This is a genomic window from Butyrivibrio sp. FCS006, from assembly GCF_000424525.1.
In the GTDB taxonomy this organism is placed as follows: domain Bacteria; phylum Bacillota; class Clostridia; order Lachnospirales; family Lachnospiraceae; genus Butyrivibrio.
On record NZ_KE384204.1, the window covers coordinates 134,694 to 151,199 of the forward strand.

The window sequence follows — 16,506 nt, forward strand, 5'->3', positions numbered from 1 at the left end:
CAGGTATTATGCTATAATCATACAAATATCACGGCATAGATATACGAACAGCCATATATATATTTAGGAGGAACGGCTATGATTAACGAACAATACAAGAGCATGCTCGGTGCCAAGTCGGTAATAAGAGAGCTTTCAGAGTATGCAACTGCCAGGGGAAAAGAAGTAGGATACGAGAATGTATTTGATTTCAGTCTGGGAAATCCGAGTGTGGAAGTTCCCAAGGAGTTTACGGATGAGATGATAAGGCTCCTTCAGGAAGAGGATACCATGACACTTCATGGCTATACACCAAGCCTTGGAAACCCTCTATATAAAGAAGAGATAGCAAAATCTTTGAATGAGAGATTCGGAATGAATTATGGTCCGGAGCACATCTTCCCTACAACCGGAGCAGCAGGTGCTGTTGCGCATGCAGTAAGAGCAGTGACTAAGCCCGGCGATGAGATGATCGCTTTTGCACCATACTTCCCTGAGTACGGTCCATACATCACAGGCGCCGGCTGTAAGCTTAGTGTAGTTCCGGCGGATACAAGCTCTTTTCAGATCAACTTCGATAAGTTCTTGGAGATGATAAATGAGAACGTGGCAGCAGTTCTTGTAAACACACCTAACAATCCGTCAGGTATTGCATATTCAACTGCTACACTTCAGAGACTTGCTGATATCTTAAGAGAGAAGTCAAAAGAGTATGGTCACAACATTTTCCTTCTCTCAGACGAGCCTTACAGAGAGATCGTGTTCAAGGGTGCAGATTCACCTTATGTTTCAAAGTTCTACGATCACACCTTAAGCTGTTATTCATTCTCCAAGTCACTCTCACTTCCCGGAGAGCGAATCGGTTACGTGGCTGTAAATCCTGCCTGCGAGGGTGCTGATATCATCGTTCCCATGTGCGGACAGATTTCAAGAGGCACAGGACACAACTGTCCTCCTTCTATTATTCAGCAGGCTGTTGCCAAGGTATGTTCACTTACAGCGGATCTCTCAGTTTATGAGACCAACATGAACATCATCTACGACACACTGGTTGAGCTTGGCTTTACAGTAGTTAAGCCCGGCGGAACCTTCTATATAATGCCCAAGGCACTGGAGGAGGATTCAGTAGCATTTTGTAAAAAAGCTTTAAAGTACGATCTGGTATTTGTTCCGGCTGACGGTTTCGGAGCACCCGGGTTCTTCAGAATGGCTTACTGCATCGATACCGAAAAGGTTGAGAGAGCAATGGTTGCCCTTAAGAAATTCGTTAAAGAGGAATATGGCAAGTAATGCCGAAAGGGGATGTTTAAATTGAAGTTTGAGAAAAATACATCGACAAAGCCGATATGTCTTTTGCTGATCACTGTGATCTTCTCGTTTCTCACAGCATTTGTGGACAGAGCGGCCATAGGTCCGGAAGGCACATCCGTTGGTTTTTCTTCATTGAACGGAGCTGTTGCAAATCTTCTGGGATATAACGAAATGTTTGACAAAATATCTGATCTGGTGATGGTGCTGGCGTTTCTGGTAGTTGCATTCTTCGCTTTTATGGGCGTTGTAAAACTTGTACAGACAAAGAGTATTTCCAAAGTCGGAAAGACCATACTTGGACTTGGAATGCTGTATCTGGTGGTTGCGATCATCTATGTTGCTTTCGGTAAGATCCCGATCAACTACAGACCGATCATTCCGCCCGGAGAGACTGAGCTTGAGACCTCGTACCCTTCAAGCCACGTACTGATTATCTGCAGCGTCTTCGGAAGTGCCATAATCGCATGGAAAAGACTCTTTTCCGAAAAGAGCTATGTCAGAATACTGACTGTTGCTGCTGCGGTGCTGATGGTAGTCGGAGTATGCGCAAGAATGCTGGCCGGAGTGCATTGGGCCACCGACATACTCGCGGGAATACTGTTTTCCCTGACACTGGTTTCTGTTTATGCCGCATATATCAAGGATTAAAAGTCCTTAAAACTTTGAAAATGCGTTGACAAGGCAAAATAATGAGTGTAAACTCTATTTCGTAATCGCTTTATTGTTTTAACGAGCTACAACAAATCAGACAATGATTTTGAGGAGGAAATGTAAAAATGGCAGAGATCAAGAAGACTGATGCAGCTGAGAAGCCTGTTGCAACAATCAAGACACCTGTAGCTGCAGAAGTTAAGGCAGCAGAAGTTAAGGCAGCTCCTGCAAAGGCAGAAGAGAAGAAGGCACCTGCAAAGAAGGCAGCTCCTGCTAAGAAGGCAGCACCTGCAAAGAAGGCTGAGCCTAAGAAGGCAGCTGAGAAGACTGAGGCTAAGAAGCCTGCAGCTAAGAAAGCTACTACAACCAAGAAGGCTGAACCTAAGAAGGCAGCACCTGCTAAGAAGGCAGCTCCTGCTAAGAAAGCTACAGCAGCTAAGAAGCTTGCAGCTAAGAAGGCAGCAGCTACAACAGAAGTTAAGACTAACATCGTTCTTCAGTATGGTGACAGAAGCGTTACATACGATACAATCGTTACAAACGCTAAGAACAACTACAAGTACGATATGGGCGGAGATGTAGACGCTATGAAGAAGCTCAGCGTTTATGTAAAGCCTGAAGAGAATGCAGCTTACTACGTTGTTGATGACAAGGTACAGGGCAGAATCGATCTTTGATCATTCTCTTATATAATGAGACTACAGACAGCAGACACTTTCAGTGCCTGCTGTTTTTTTTATCCATATTTAACATTTAGAAGGTTGACATTAGTTCTCGCGAGTGATATTTTATGTTACAGAGAAGATGTTAGCACTCAAATGAGTTGAGTGCTAACAACTCAAAATAAAAGCCTTTCAATGAAATCCGGAGACAGAGGAAGGGGTACAGACTTGGAACTTGATGAGAGAAAGAGAACCATACTACATGCAATAGTAAGGAACTACCTTGAGACAGGAGAGCCTGTCGGATCAAGGACTATTTCCAAGGATACTGATCTTAACTTGAGTTCAGCCACCATCAGAAATGAGATGGCAGACCTTGAGGAGATGGGACTTATAATTCAGCCCCACACTTCTGCGGGAAGAATTCCTTCCGACCAGGGTTACAGAGTCTATGTAGACGAGATGCTCAGGGACAAGGAACAGGAAGTTGAGAACATGAAGGAGATGCTTCTTGATAAGGAAGAGAAGCTTGAGAACCTCCTTAAGCAGGTGGCCAAGACACTTGCGGTTGATACCAACTACGCCACAATGATCTCAGCACCTCAGATCCGCAAGAACAAGCTCAAGTTCATCCAGATTTCCAAGGTTGATGCAGAGCACCTTCTGGCGACCATCGTCATAGAAGGAAACGTCATTAAGAACAAGATCATTCCCGTTGAAGAGGAACTTGATGACGCAACAATGCTCAAGCTTAACATTCTCATGAATACAAGGCTGGACGGACTTGCTGTAGAGGACATCAACTTAGGACTTATCGCAGCAGTCAAGCAGGAAGCCGGAATTCACAGTGAGATCATCGGAAACGTCATCGATGCGGCTGCAGAATCAATAACAGCAGATGACGACCTTCAGATATATACCAGCGGTACGATGAACTTCTTTAAGTATCCTGAGCTTACGGATTCGGCCAAGGCCAGCGAGCTCATCAGCACCTTTGAGGATACCAAAGACCTTTCGAGTATCGTTGAGGATACACTCTCCTCTGACCATGAAGAGACCGGAATCCAGGTCTACATCGGAAACGAGACACCGATCCAGTCCATGAAGGATTGCAGCGTTGTTACCGCAACGTACGAGCTTGGTGATGGCATGAAGGGCACCGTAGGAATCATCGGACCCAAGAGAATGGATTACGACAAGGTTATAACGACGCTTAAGAACATGCGTCATGCACTTGATGATCTATATAAAAGGGATTAGATCCCATAAGCTTTAAGGAGGCAATTGGAATTGAGCGAGGATAAGAAGAAGGCTTCTTCCAAGGCTAAATCAGCTGAGGAAAAGAAAAAAGAAGAAGTTCTTGAGAACATCATGGAAGAACTTGAAGAGGAAGCCAAAGAGAAAGAAACAGCACAGACACCTGATTCACAGGAGGAAAAAGATGATGCTGAAAAAGAGGCTACTGTAGAAAAAGAAGAAAATAAAAAAGAAAAGAAGAATCCGCTTCAGGAAAAGATTGATGAACTTAATGATAAAGTCCTGAGACAGATGGCGGAATTTGAGAACTTCAGGAAGAGAACCGACAAAGAGAAATCACAGCAGTTCGAACTTGGACAGGGCAATGTCCTTGAGAAGCTCCTTCCTGTAGTAGATAACTTTGAGAGAGGTCTTGCAGCAGTTCCCGAGGCTGAGAAAGACGGAGCTTTTGCAGACGGCATGAACAAGATTTACAAGCAGCTCATCAAGCAGCTTGAAGATCTAGGAGTAACCCCCATAGAAGCGGTTGGAAAAGAGTTTGATCCAAACCTCCACAATGCAGTAATGCAGGTGGAATCCCAGGAATACGAATCCGGAATCGTTGCCCAGGAGCTTCAGAAGGGATACATGTTCCATGATACAGTGCTCAGACACAGCATGGTGGCTGTAGCACAATAACTTAGTAAATACAGAATCTTATTATTATAAACGGAGGAAAAAGAAATGAGTAAGATTATTGGTATCGACCTTGGTACAACTAATAGCTGCGTAGCAGTTATGGAAGGTGGTAAGCCCACCGTTATCGCTAACGCAGAAGGCGCTAGAACAACACCTTCAATCGTTGCTTTCACAAAGAACGGCGAGAGAATCGTCGGCGAGCCTGCTAAGCGTCAGGCAGTAACAAATGCTGAGAACACAATCTCATCAATCAAGAGAGATATGGGTACAGATCACGGCCGTACAATCGACGGCAAGAAGTATTCACCTCAGCAGATTTCAGCTATGATCCTTCAGAAGCTGAAGGCTGATGCAGAACAGTATCTCGGCGAAAAGGTTACAGAGGCAGTTATCACAGTTCCTGCTTACTTCAATGATGCTCAGCGTCAGGCTACTAAGGACGCAGGTAAGATTGCAGGTCTTGAGGTAAAGAGAATCATCAACGAGCCTACAGCAGCAGCTCTGGCTTACGGTCTTGATAACGAGAAAGAGCAGAAGATCATGGTTTACGACCTTGGTGGTGGTACATTCGATGTATCAATCATCGATATCGGTGACGGCGTTATCGAAGTTCTTTCAACAAACGGTGATACACACCTCGGTGGTGATGACTTCGACCAGGCGATCATCAACTGGATGGTTCAGGATTTCAAGAACAAAGAGGGCGTTGACCTCTCAGGCGATAAGATGGCTATGCAGAGACTTAAGGAAGCTGCAGAGAAGGCTAAGAAGGAGCTCTCTTCTTCAACAACAACCAACATCAACCTTCCTTTCATCTCAGCAGGCGCTGATGGCCCTAAGCACTTCGATGTAGATCTTACAAGAGCTAAATTCGAAGAGCTCATTCACGATCTTGTAGAGAGAACAGCTATCCCTGTTCAGAACGCTATGAAGGATGCAGGACTTACAAACGCAGATATCGGTAAGGTTCTCCTTGTTGGTGGATCAACTCGTGTTCCTTGCGTAGTAGAGAAGGTTAAACAGCTCACAGGCCAGGAGCCTTCCAAGAACCTCAACCCTGATGAGTGCGTAGCAATCGGTGCAGGTATCCAGGGTGGTAAGCTTGCAGGTGATGAGGGCGCAGGCGATATCCTTCTTCTTGATGTAACACCTCTTTCACTTTCAATCGAGACAATGGGTGGTGTTGCTACAAGACTTATCGAGCGTAACACAACAATTCCTACCAAGAAGAGCCAGGTATTCTCAACAGCTGCTGATAACCAGACAGCCGTAGATATCAACGTACTTCAGGGTGAGAGACAGTTCGCTAAGGATAACAAGTCACTTGGACAGTTCAGACTTGATGGAATCCCTCCGGCAATGAGAGGTGTTCCTCAGATCGAGGTTACATTCGATATCGATGCTAACGGTATCGTTAACGTATCAGCTAAGGACCTTGGAACAGGCAAGGAGCAGCACATCACAATCACAGCCGGTTCTAACATGTCTGATGAGGATATCGATAAGGCAGTTAAAGAGGCTCAGGAGTACGAGGCTCAGGACAAGAAGCGTAAGGAAGGCATCGATGCAAGAAACGACGCTGACTCCTTCGTATTCCAGACAGAGAAGGCTCTTCAGGAAGTTGGCGACAAGATCGACGCTTCTCAGAAGCAGGTAGTTGAGGATGACATCAAGGCTCTCAAGGAAACACTTGAGCAGACCAAGGATAAAGAGCTTTCAGACTCAGAGATCGATTCTCTTAAGAGCCAGAAGGAGAAGCTCATGAACGATGCTCAGGCACTCTTTGCTAAGATGTATGAGAACGTTCAGGGAGCAGCAGGTGCTGCAGGTGCAGGCCCTGATATGGGTGCCGGCGCAGGTCCTGATATGAACGCAGGAAGCACATCTTCAAATGATGACAATGTAGTTGACGGAGATTACAGAGAGGTCTGAGTTAAATGGCGGAACAGAAACGCGACTATTATGAGGTCCTGGGCGTTGGTAAGAATGCCACTGAGGACGAAATAAAGAAAGCATACAGAGTGCTTGCCAAGAAGTATCACCCGGATATGAATCCGGGTGATGCGACTGCAGCCGATAAGTTCAAGGAAGCATCCGAAGCTTATGCGGTACTTTCTGACCCTGAGAAGAAGCGTCAGTATGACCAGTTCGGACATGCGGCCTTTGAGGGCGGCGGTAATCCCTTCAGTGGTGGATTCGACTTTAACGGTGCAGACTTTGGCGACATCTTTGGTGATATATTCGGTGACTTCTTCGGAGGCGGACGTGCAAGAGGCGGCGCAAGAAGTGGCCCTTCAAAGGGTGCCAATCTTCGTGCAAGCGTGCGCATAACCTTCCTTGAGGCTGTATTTGGCTGCGAGAAAGAGCTTGAGCTCACCATTAAGGATCCATGCCCAACATGTCATGGAACCGGAGCTAAACCCGGAACATCACCACAGACATGTACCAAGTGCGGTGGTAAGGGACAGATTGTATATACACAGCAGTCCTTCTTTGGCACTGTAAGAAACGTTCAGACATGTCCTGAATGTGGCGGTACAGGTAAGGTCATCAAAGAGAAGTGTGCCGACTGTCACGGAACCGGATACATTGCAAGTCGCAAGAAGATCAAGGTTACAATTCCTGCCGGCATTGATAGCGGCCAGAGTGTAAGAATAAGAGAAAAGGGTGAACCCGGAGTCAACGGCGGACCAAGAGGAGACCTTCTTGTTGAGGTTGTTGTATCTGAGCATCCTATTTTCCAGAGAGACGGTTACAACGTTTATTCAATGGTTCCTGTATCCTTTGCTATTGCAGCACTGGGCGGAACAGTTCTTATAGATACTGTCGACGGTAAGGTGGCTTATGATGTTAAGGCCGGAACCCAGACAGACACAAGAGTAAGACTTCGCGGAAAGGGTATCCCATCCCTTAGAGACAAGGAGCAGAGAGGTGACCACTATGTAACACTTGTGGTACAGGTTCCTGAGAAACTCTCCAAGGAAGCTAAGGACCTTCTTAAGAAGTTCGATGAAAAGACAGGCGATTCTCTTACAGCAGCTGAGAGACTCATGGGTAATGAAGATAGTAACTCCGGAGGCTCAGGCGGCAAAAAGAAAAAGAAATTTTGGGAATCGTAAATAAGTGTGATATACTACCGTAGTTAGAAGCATTAACTACGGTAGTTTTTTAGTGCAAAAGAGGAATTTTATTATGAAATGGATGCGTTTCCGTGTTAGAACAAATGAAGAGTCAGAAGATATTATTGTAAGTTACCTTGAGGACATCGGCCTTGAGGGAGCACAGATCGAAGATAATGCACCTTTATCTGCAGCAGACAAGGAGCAGATGTTCATCGATGCGCCTGAGCTTGAGCCGGACGAGACAGAAAACGGCATTGAGAGCGGAGTTGCTTATCTTAGCTTTTTTGTAGAGATAGATGATGACAACATGCTCACGGTTGAACTTCCAAATGACGAGGGAGAGATAGAGAAAGTAAAAAAGACTCCTGAAGAGATGCAGGCGGCCATAAGAGAGAAGCTTGATGAACTTAAGTCTTTTTCTGATATAGGCGACGGCACAATATCCGTTGATGTCACCGAGGATATAGACTGGATCAATAACTGGAAACAGTACTTTCATAAATTCTATATTGATGATATACTTGTTATTCCATCCTGGGAGAAAGAGAGCGCAGAGGACGAGGGAAAGGCTAACATGGTCCTTCACATCGATCCCGGAACAGCTTTCGGTACAGGTATGCACGAGACAACACAGCTCTGCATCAGGATGCTCAAGAAATATGTAACAGCGGACACAGAGCTTTTGGACGTTGGAACAGGAAGCGGAGTTCTTTCAATCCTTGCCCTTATGTTCGGAGCAAAGCATGCTGTGGGAACAGACCTTGATAAATGCGCAGTTCCTGCGGTAAAAGAAAATATGGAGAACAATGGTATTTCTGCCGATAAGTTTGACATGATGATCGGCAATATCATTGACGATAAAGAAGTCCAGGACAAGGTTGGATACGACAAGTATGACATTGTTGTCGCAAACATTCTGGCAAACGTACTGGTTCCTTTGACACCTGTCATCCTTAACCAGCTTAAGAGCGGTGGAATCTACATCACTTCAGGTATCATTAACACCAAGGAAGAGGAAGTAAAGAAGGCACATCTTGATGCAGGTCTTGAGATCCTCGAGATCCATCATCAGGGAGACTGGGTTTCAATCACATCGAGGAAAAACTGATGTTTCATTTCTTTGTAGACAGCTGTCAGGTGAGTTCTGACCTCAAGAAGGTTGAGATAACAGGCAGCGATTACAACCACATAGTAAACGTCCTTCGCATGAAGGTAGGAGAGCAGTTCTCTGTAAGCATCAGAGAAGAGGATGAAGGGCGAGAGCTCTTTTACGAGATAGAAGAGATAAGGGATTCATCCGTCATCGGCAATCTGTGCTTTATTGAAGAGCTTGGGAACGAGCTGCCCTCTAAGATATATCTTTTCCAGGGACTTCCCAAGGTTGATAAGATGGAGCTCATCATCCAGAAGGCGGTTGAACTTGGAGCCTTTAAGATCGTACCCATGAAGACCAAGAGGTGCGTTGTTAAGATCGATGAGAAGAAGGCTCCTGCCAAGATAAAGAGATGGCAGGCAATTTCAGAGGCTGCTGCCAAGCAGAGCAAGCGTGGCATAATTCCTGAAGTTTTAATGCCTATGACCATGAAGCAGGCCATAGAGTACTGCGGGAGCGAAGGCATTGAAGTGCGCCTTATTCCCTACGAGAATGCAAAAGACATATCGGTGACCAGGCAGATAATTGAGGATATTAAACCCGGGCAGAACATAGCTCTTTTCATCGGCCCCGAAGGGGGATTTTCCGAGGAAGAGATAGCGCTGTGCTCAGAGAATAACATAAAGCCCATCACACTGGGCAAGAGGATTCTGAGAACTGAGACAGCCGGATTTACAGCAATAGCATGGCTTATGTATCACCTTGAAAGCTGAGAAATAAAATGAGAGCATATTTAGATAATTCAGCCACCACAAGAGCTTACGACGAAGTAGCACAGCTGGTGGCCAGGATAATGACAGAAGAATACGGAAACGCTTCAAGTGTCCATCACATGGGCGTGGTTTCAAGCAACAGACTCTTTAGTGCAAGAGAGACTATAGCGGATACTTTGAAGGTTGATCCTGCGGAGATAGTATTTACCTCCGGAGGAACAGAGTCAGACAACACGGCAATAATCGGTGCTGCCAGGGCCAATGCCTGGAGAGGCAAGCACATCATAACAACTTCAATTGAGCATCCGGCTGTATTGGAGAGCTGCCAGGAGCTTGTTAAGGAAGGGTTCGAGGTAACCTATCTTCCTGTTGATGAGACCGGAGTTGTAAGGCTCGATGACCTTAAGAACGCTATAAGAGAGGATACCATTCTGGTGTCCATGATGTTTGTAAACAATGAGATCGGTGCAGTTGAGCCAATCGCTGAAGCCGGCAAGCTCATTAAATCTATAAATGAACAGATAGTATTTCACGTAGATGCTGTGCAGGCCTACGGTAAGTTCAGGATAAGACCAAAGTCCATGAACATCGATCTTTTGGCTGTCAGCGCGCACAAGATCCACGGACCAAAAGGAGTTGGATTCTTGTACATCAAAAAGGGCACAAAGATCGTTCCCATCTGCTACGGCGGAGGCCAGCAAAAGGGCATGAGATCCGGAACAGAGAACGTCCCGGGAATCGCAGGAATGGCCCTGGCTGCGCAGATGTGCTACGATGATTTTGATACAAAGATAAGTGCTCTCTACGAGCTCAAGAAATACCTGATGGAGAGCCTTACTGAGAGGATTTCCGACATAAGGCTTAACGGCCCTGAGTGCGAGAAGGGAGCTCCGCACATTGTGAGCGTCTCAATCAAGGGACTGGCGGCGGAGACCATCCTTAACATGCTAAGTAGCAAGGAGATCTACGTCTCAGCCGGAAGTGCATGTACTTCCAACAATCCACATGTTTCGGACACACTAAAGGCTATCGGGCTTGATAAGAGTCTTTTGGAATCAACCATCCGTATCAGTATGTCCACCCAGACAACCAAAGAGGAGATCGACTACCTTCTGGACGTCCTCTCTTCACAGGTAGAAACCATGAGAAAGTTTTACAGGCATTAAGGAGAAAAATATGCAGTACCATGCTTTTGTTATCAAATACGCAGAGATAGGAGTTAAGGGCAAGAACAGATACATCTTTGAGGATGCACTTGTTAAGCAGATCAAAAGAGTTCTTGCAAAGTGCGACGGAGAGTTCAGGATCTCCAAGGTTGCAGGAAGAGTATACGTCGAGGCCACAGGCTTTGATTTTGATGAGACTGTTTCCGCACTTCAGAGAGTCTTTGGAATAACCGGAATCTGTCCTGCTGTTACAATTGAAAGAGACGGAGAGAACAACCTTCCGGATGTAGACGGAGTGTGCAAGGCGGTTGTTGACTTTGTTGACGGAGTATACCCGGACAAGAATCGTACCTTCAAGGTTAAGTGCAGAAGAGTTGATAAGAGCTATCCTATGGACTCAATGGAGATGGCAGCTGAGATCGGCGGCAGAATCCTTGATGCTTACCCAGAGATGAAGGTTGACGTGCATGATCCTCAGATCCTTATAAATGTTGAGATCCGTGAGAAACTAAACATCTTCTCTGAGATCATCCCCGGACCCGGAGGAATGCCCATCGGTACAGCAGGAAAGGCAATGCTTCTTCTTTCCGGCGGAATTGATTCACCTGTTGCAGGCTACATGATCGCCAAGAGAGGTGTTGATATGGAGGCTGTTTACTTCAATGCTCCTCCATACACCAGTGAGATGGCCAAGCAGAAGGTTGTCGACCTGGCAGGTGTTATCGCCAAGTACACAGGTAACATCAAGCTTCACGTTATCAACTTTACAGATATTCAGATGTACATATATGAAAAGTGCCCACACGACGAGCTTACCATCATCATGAGAAGATACATGATGAAGATCGCAGATATCCTGGCAGCAAGATCCGGATGCATGGGACTCGTAACCGGTGAGAGCATCGGACAGGTAGCATCCCAGACTATGCAGAGCCTTATGTGTACAGGTGAGGTGGTAAAAGACATGCCGGTTTACAGGCCACTTATTGCCTTTGATAAACAGGACATTGTAGATATCTCGGTTAAGATTGATGCCTATGAGACATCTATCCTTCCTTACGAGGACTGCTGCACTATCTTCGTTGCCAAGCACCCTGTAACAAAGCCAAGGCTCGATATTATTGAAAGACACGAGGAGGACCTCGCAGAGAAGATCGATGAGCTGGTTCAGATAGCGCTTGATACAGACGAAGTAATTGAGATAAAGAAATAAAGCGGTATTTATGCAAAAAAAGACCATCCCAAATTGGGATGGTCTGTAATAATCTTCTTAAGAAGATCTAATCAAAAATTGATTAGACCATGTAGGGCTTGAGAACCTCAAGGATCTCTTCAGCGCCGTCTTCTGCATGGATATTAAGGTCGATCGGCTTTGAAAGATCGAGTGAGAAAATACCCATAATAGACTTGGCATCGATAACATATCTTCCTGATACAAGGTCGAAGTCATAATCGAACTTCGTAATATCGTTTACGAAAGATTTAACCTTATCGATGGAATTTAAAGAAATCTTAACTGTCTTCATTGGTCAAGTACCTCCTTCTTTTCTTTATAGTAAACGTATGATTGTCAAAAGTCAATGAGGTTTTCAACATAAAAATGAATAAGATTAGTGGTTTGAAGGTTGCAATGCACAACCTTGGTTGCAAAGTTAATAGTTATGAGATGGATGTAATGGGGCAAAAGCTGTCTGCTGCAGGCTGTGAAATCGTGCCATTTACTGATGTTGCGGATGTTTATATCATAAACACCTGCACCGTTACCAACATCGCCGACAGAAAATCAAGACAGATGCTCCACAAGGCAAAAAAAGAAAATCCTGGCGCTGTGGTTGTGGCTGTCGGATGCTATGTAGAGACAGGAATGGACGGCGTCAAGAAGGATGAATGCATAGATCTTGCAATCGGCAATAACAAAAAGTCAGAGATCGTTGATATTCTTGAGGAATTCGTGTCGGCAAGAGAAGGCTCTTTTGACAAGACCATGGGCGGAAAGAGCGTCATAGACATAAATGCTACACACGAATATGAGAACATGAGACTATCGGAACTTCCCGAGCACACAAGGGCCTACATCAAGGTTCAGGACGGCTGCAATCAGTTCTGCAGCTACTGCGTAATTCCTTACGCGAGAGGAAGGGTCAGAAGCCGTGATATGGAGGATGTTCTCTCTGAGGTAAGAGACCTTTCGGCAAAAGGCCTGAAAGAGGTAGTAATAACAGGTATCCATGTAGGGTCTTATGGTGTTGATAAGGGCGAGCCTCAGCTTATAGACCTTCTTGAGAAAGTTAACGAAATTGAAGGTATAGAGAGGATACGTATGGGCTCAATTGAGCCAAGGCTCATGTCCGCTGAAAATGTTGAGAGGCTTGCAAAGATCAGTAAGCTCTGTCCTCATTTCCACTTATCTCTCCAGAGCGGATGCAACTCAGTGCTTAAGAGAATGAACAGACATTACACCGCCGAAGAGTATATGGAGTCGGTGGGTCTTTTGCGCAAGGCATTTGACAGGCCGGCTATAACCACTGACGTTATCGTTGGCTTCCCGGGCGAGACTGAGGAAGAGTTTGAGGAGTGCAGGAAATTTGCGGAGGACATTGCATTCTACGAGATGCATGTCTTTAAGTATTCACCAAGAAAGGGCACCGTGGCAGCAGGTCTTCCCGACCAGCTCACCGACAGACAGAAGTCTGCAAGAAGCGATGTGCTGATCGAACTTACAGAGAGAGATTCAAAGGCCTACAGGGAGTCTTTTATCGGCGAAGAGCTTAAGGTCCTCTGGGAGGATGAAGAGGAGCACGGCGGCGCTAAATACATGATAGGGCACACAGACAGATATGTCAGAGTTGCTGTAAAAGAGGGGACAGACGCTTACAAAGAGGCTGTATCCGGCGAGATCACAAGCGTTGTGCCAACCGGAATGCTAAACGACGAGACGCTTCTGGTTTGAGTCAGTGGGGACGTTTCAGTTTGACTCAAATTTGAACAAATGCAAATGGTTTGGTATCATTATATTGGTATATTGTTTAATTGAAGGATTATAAGAGGGGAGGCTCCCTCACAAAATATAAGAATGGAGAAAAAATAATGGCAGATCAGGATTTAGGAAATACCCAATTTTTCAAAGTTGAAGTAGAACCTGAGACAGGCGTTAAAAAGGTACTTTCAGTAGTTTATGATGCACTTCTTGAGAAGGGCTACAACCCTGTAAACCAGATCGTTGGTTACATCATGTCCGGAGACCCTACATACATCACAAGCCACAAGGGTGCAAGAAGCCTTATCATGAAGGTTGAGAGAGACGAACTCGTTGAGGAGATGCTCACAGAGTACATAAAGAGCAACGATTGGGCTAAGAAGTAATGAGGATCATGGGACTTGATTACGGGTCCAGGACTGTGGGAGTGGCGATCAGCGACGAGCTTTTGCTCACTGCCCAGGGCAAAGAAATTATCCGTAGAAAAGAAGAAAATAAACTTAGAAGAACTCTTGCGCGCATAGAAGAACTCATTCAGGAGTACGGGGTGGAGAAGGTTGTTGTGGGACTGCCCCTGAATATGGATGAGTCGGTCTCTGAGCGCTCTAAGTTATGCCTGGAATTTGCAGACAGGATTGAGAGAAGAACAGGACTTCCTGTGGAGATGCTTGATGAGCGCCTTACAACAGTTGAGGCGGATGAGATAATGGATGAAGCCGGCATCAAGGGGAAAGACAGAAAAGAGTACGTTGATATGATTGCAGCCCAGATAATTCTTCAGGACTATCTGGACAACAGATTGAAAAGGTGATTTATTTTGGAAAAGATTTTATTTAGCCCCGATGGCGAAGATGCGGTAGAGTTTTACTGTCTTGAACAGACCACAATAGGTGGCAAGACATATCTACTGGTCACAGATGAAGAAGATGGTGACGGAGAGGCGCTTATACTGCGCGACGACTCCGATTTAAAAGATGAAGAGGCAGTTTATGTTATCGTGGATGACGACCTGGAGCTTGAAGCAGTTGCAGGTGTATTTAGTAAGCTGCTTTCTGAGGATGGCATAGATCTGGATATTTAACGGGCAAGAGGTTTATATCCTATTCTGTGCGTCCGCCAAATTTATATGGAGGAATTATATTGAGCAAAAAGAAAACTGAAAACACGTCCAAGCTGCAGGTTATACCGTTGGGTGGACTTGAGCAGATTGGAATGAACATCACTGCCTTCAGATACGAAGACAGTATTATTGTAGTGGATTGCGGATTGTCTTTTCCCGACGATGACATGCTGGGAATCGACCTTGTAATCCCTGACATCACATATCTGCAGGAGAATATTGACAAGGTAAAGGGCTTTGTAATTACCCACGGACATGAGGATCACATCGGTGCGCTTCCTTATGTTCTTCATGAGCTCAACGTGCCGGTTTACGCTACACGCCTTACCATGGGCATTATCGAGCACAAGCTCGAGGAGCACGGCCTTCTTAAAAAGACCCGCAGAAAGGTTGTAAAGTTTGGACAGTCCATAAACCTTGGACAGTTCAGGGTTGAGTTCATACGAACAAACCACTCCATCGTTGATGCAGCAGCTCTTGCGATTTATTCACCGGCAGGAACCGTTGTGCACACAGGAGACTTTAAGGTTGACTATACACCTGTATACGGAGATCCCATCGATCTTCAGCGCTTCGCTGAGATTGGTAAAAAAGGCGTTCTCGCCCTTATGTGTGATTCGACAAATGCAGAGCGTCCCGGATTTACAGCTTCTGAGAAGACTGTAGGAAGGGCCCTTGATAACCTGTTTGCGGATCACGAGAACTCAAGGATCATCGTTGCTACCTTTGCATCCAACGTTGACAGAGTTCAGCAGATCATAAACACCGCCCACAAGTGCGGCCGTAAGGTTGCGGTAGAAGGCAGGAGTATGGTCAGCATCATTGATATTGCCCAGAAGCTTGAGTGCATCAAGATTCCTGAGAACACTCTTGTAGATATTGATCAGATCAAGAACTTCCCTGACAGCAAGACTACCATCATCACAACAGGAAGTCAGGGAGAGAGTATGGCTGCCCTTAGCCGTATGGCCAACGGTCAGCACAGAAAGATCACTATAGGTGCCGGAGATACAGTTATCTTCTCATCTCATCCGATTCCGGGTAATGAGAAGGCGGTAACCAACATCATCAACGAACTTCAGATGAAGGGAGCAGAGGTTATTTTCCAGGATGTGCACGTTTCAGGACACGCATGTCAGGAGGATATCAAGCTCATCTACACACTGGTTAAGCCTAAATATTCCGTGCCTGTTCACGGTGAGTACAGACATCTCATCGCTCAGAGAAGGATTGCAAAAGACCTTGGAATCCCCAAGGAGAATATCTTTATCCTTCACTCAGGCGAGATCCTTGAGCTTTCAGAGGACAGCGCCAAAGTGGCAGGCAAGGTTCCTGTGGGAGCTATCCTTGTTGATGGCCTTGGTGTCGGCGATGTAGGAAATGTTGTCCTCAGAGATAGACAGCATCTTGCAGAAGATGGTATTGTAATTGTTGTGTTTGGAATCGACAAGGACAGTGCTCAGCTTGTATCAGGCCCGAGCATTGTTTCAAGAGGTTTTGTATATGTAAGGGAGTCCGACAAACTCATTGAGGATGCGACGGACATGGTTTACGACGACGTTACGGAGGCACTTGAGAAGGGCATTACCGACTGGACCAAGCTCAAGAACATCGTCAAGGATACCCTTAGCGATTACATATGGAAAAAGACAAAGAGAAGGCCAATGATCATGCCGATCATTATGGATACACATTTCTAAGGCCTTCGGGGAGTTTT

General features: G+C 45.7%; 17 protein-coding genes. 16 read left to right on the forward strand and 1 reads right to left on the reverse strand.

Features of this window, described 5'->3' with window-relative positions:
- The first annotated feature begins 78 nt into the window (after positions 1-78).
- The 11 genes from G633_RS0111885 to thiI all read left to right on the forward strand — a co-directional run bounded on the left by G633_RS0111885 (position 79) and on the right by thiI (position 11,905).
- On the forward strand, positions 79-1,269 hold the full coding sequence (locus G633_RS0111885) for a pyridoxal phosphate-dependent aminotransferase (protein ID WP_026520042.1): 1,191 nt from the start codon (positions 79-81) through the stop codon (positions 1,267-1,269).
- Positions 1,270-1,290: 21 nt separating this feature from the next.
- Positions 1,291-1,938 (forward strand): phosphatase PAP2 family protein, encoded by a 648-nt coding sequence (locus G633_RS0111890; protein WP_026520043.1) that lies wholly within the window; start codon positions 1,291-1,293, stop codon positions 1,936-1,938.
- A 128-nt stretch (positions 1,939-2,066) separates the two neighbouring features.
- Positions 2,067-2,618, forward strand: a complete 552-nt coding sequence (locus G633_RS19970; RefSeq protein WP_026520044.1) for a DUF6465 family protein — start codon at positions 2,067-2,069, stop codon at positions 2,616-2,618.
- A 180-nt stretch (positions 2,619-2,798) separates the two neighbouring features.
- Positions 2,799-3,863 carry a heat-inducible transcriptional repressor HrcA gene (gene hrcA / locus G633_RS0111900; RefSeq protein ID WP_026520045.1) on the forward strand — a complete coding sequence of 355 codons (1,065 nt, stop codon included), beginning with the start codon at positions 2,799-2,801 and terminating at the stop codon, positions 3,861-3,863.
- A 30-nt stretch (positions 3,864-3,893) separates the two neighbouring features.
- Entirely contained in the window at positions 3,894-4,538 is a 645-nt protein-coding gene (gene grpE / locus G633_RS0111905) for a nucleotide exchange factor GrpE (RefSeq protein ID WP_026520046.1), read from the forward strand.
- Positions 4,539-4,583: 45 nt separating this feature from the next.
- A complete protein-coding gene (gene dnaK / locus G633_RS0111910) occupies positions 4,584-6,470 on the forward strand; it encodes a molecular chaperone DnaK (protein ID WP_022768034.1) in 1,887 nt (628 codons plus the stop codon).
- 5 nt (positions 6,471-6,475) lie between these two features.
- Positions 6,476-7,657, forward strand: coding sequence for a molecular chaperone DnaJ (dnaJ, locus tag G633_RS0111915; RefSeq protein WP_026520047.1), 1,182 nt, complete (start codon positions 6,476-6,478; stop codon positions 7,655-7,657).
- Between the two features lie 73 nt (positions 7,658-7,730).
- Positions 7,731-8,768, forward strand: a complete 1,038-nt coding sequence (prmA, locus tag G633_RS0111920) for a 50S ribosomal protein L11 methyltransferase (RefSeq protein WP_026520048.1) — start codon at positions 7,731-7,733, stop codon at positions 8,766-8,768.
- Positions 8,768-9,526 (forward strand): RsmE family RNA methyltransferase, encoded by a 759-nt coding sequence (locus G633_RS0111925; RefSeq protein WP_026520049.1) that lies wholly within the window; start codon positions 8,768-8,770, stop codon positions 9,524-9,526. Before prmA ends, G633_RS0111925 begins: the two co-directional genes overlap by 1 nt.
- An 8-nt stretch (positions 9,527-9,534) precedes the next feature.
- Positions 9,535-10,692 carry a cysteine desulfurase family protein gene (locus tag G633_RS0111930; protein WP_026520050.1) on the forward strand — a complete coding sequence of 386 codons (1,158 nt, stop codon included), beginning with the start codon at positions 9,535-9,537 and terminating at the stop codon, positions 10,690-10,692.
- Between the two features lie 10 nt (positions 10,693-10,702).
- Positions 10,703-11,905, forward strand: a complete 1,203-nt coding sequence (gene thiI, locus G633_RS0111935; protein WP_026520051.1) for a tRNA uracil 4-sulfurtransferase ThiI — start codon at positions 10,703-10,705, stop codon at positions 11,903-11,905.
- 82 nt (positions 11,906-11,987) lie between these two features.
- Here the strand turns inward: thiI and G633_RS0111940 are convergent, their stop codons facing one another.
- Positions 11,988-12,218 carry an HPr family phosphocarrier protein gene (locus G633_RS0111940; protein ID WP_022766493.1) on the reverse strand — a complete coding sequence of 77 codons (231 nt, stop codon included), beginning with the start codon at positions 12,216-12,218 and terminating at the stop codon, positions 11,988-11,990.
- A gap of 74 nt (positions 12,219-12,292) precedes the next feature.
- Here G633_RS0111940 and mtaB point away from each other — a divergent pair, with 74 nt between their 5' ends.
- From mtaB to G633_RS0111965, 5 genes are all read left to right on the forward strand, one after another.
- Positions 12,293-13,642, forward strand: a complete 1,350-nt coding sequence (mtaB, locus tag G633_RS0111945; protein WP_035771346.1) for a tRNA (N(6)-L-threonylcarbamoyladenosine(37)-C(2))-methylthiotransferase MtaB — start codon at positions 12,293-12,295, stop codon at positions 13,640-13,642.
- Positions 13,643-13,779: 137 nt separating this feature from the next.
- Positions 13,780-14,055, forward strand: a complete 276-nt coding sequence (locus G633_RS0111950) for an IreB family regulatory phosphoprotein (protein WP_022768041.1) — start codon at positions 13,780-13,782, stop codon at positions 14,053-14,055.
- Positions 14,055-14,480, forward strand: a complete 426-nt coding sequence (ruvX, locus tag G633_RS0111955) for a Holliday junction resolvase RuvX (protein ID WP_026520053.1) — start codon at positions 14,055-14,057, stop codon at positions 14,478-14,480. Before G633_RS0111950 ends, ruvX begins: the two co-directional genes overlap by 1 nt.
- Positions 14,481-14,486: 6 nt before the next feature.
- On the forward strand, positions 14,487-14,750 hold the full coding sequence (locus tag G633_RS0111960) for a DUF1292 domain-containing protein (RefSeq protein WP_022768043.1): 264 nt from the start codon (positions 14,487-14,489) through the stop codon (positions 14,748-14,750).
- A gap of 59 nt (positions 14,751-14,809) precedes the next feature.
- The gene (locus G633_RS0111965) at positions 14,810-16,489 is read left to right on the forward strand and encodes a ribonuclease J (protein ID WP_022768044.1); all 1,680 of its coding nucleotides are present in this window, start codon (positions 14,810-14,812) and stop codon (positions 16,487-16,489) included.
- Positions 16,490-16,506: the final 17 nt, after the last annotated feature.

What these genes read in the sequence shown, in the direction of transcription:
- G633_RS0111930 (WP_026520050.1), top strand. Translation starts at nt 9,535, where the DNA reads ATGAGAGCATATTTAGATAATTCAGCCACCACAAGAGCTTACGACGAA.
- prmA (WP_026520048.1), top strand. Translation starts at nt 7,731, where the DNA reads ATGAAATGGATGCGTTTCCGTGTTAGAACAAATGAAGAGTCAGAAGAT.
- G633_RS0111950 (WP_022768041.1), top strand. Translation starts at nt 13,780, where the DNA reads ATGGCAGATCAGGATTTAGGAAATACCCAATTTTTCAAAGTTGAAGTA.
- G633_RS19970 (WP_026520044.1), top strand. Translation starts at nt 2,067, where the DNA reads ATGGCAGAGATCAAGAAGACTGATGCAGCTGAGAAGCCTGTTGCAACA.
- dnaK (WP_022768034.1), top strand. Translation starts at nt 4,584, where the DNA reads ATGAGTAAGATTATTGGTATCGACCTTGGTACAACTAATAGCTGCGTA.
- dnaJ (WP_026520047.1), top strand. Translation starts at nt 6,476, where the DNA reads ATGGCGGAACAGAAACGCGACTATTATGAGGTCCTGGGCGTTGGTAAG.
- G633_RS0111925 (WP_026520049.1), top strand. Translation starts at nt 8,768, where the DNA reads ATGTTTCATTTCTTTGTAGACAGCTGTCAGGTGAGTTCTGACCTCAAG.
- ruvX (WP_026520053.1), top strand. Translation starts at nt 14,055, where the DNA reads ATGAGGATCATGGGACTTGATTACGGGTCCAGGACTGTGGGAGTGGCG.
- thiI (WP_026520051.1), top strand. Translation starts at nt 10,703, where the DNA reads ATGCAGTACCATGCTTTTGTTATCAAATACGCAGAGATAGGAGTTAAG.
- hrcA (WP_026520045.1), top strand. Translation starts at nt 2,799, where the DNA reads ATGAAATCCGGAGACAGAGGAAGGGGTACAGACTTGGAACTTGATGAG.
- G633_RS0111885 (WP_026520042.1), top strand. Translation starts at nt 79, where the DNA reads ATGATTAACGAACAATACAAGAGCATGCTCGGTGCCAAGTCGGTAATA.
- mtaB (WP_035771346.1), top strand. Translation starts at nt 12,293, where the DNA reads ATGAATAAGATTAGTGGTTTGAAGGTTGCAATGCACAACCTTGGTTGC.
- G633_RS0111940 (WP_022766493.1), bottom strand. Translation starts at nt 12,218, where the DNA reads ATGAAGACAGTTAAGATTTCTTTAAATTCCATCGATAAGGTTAAATCT.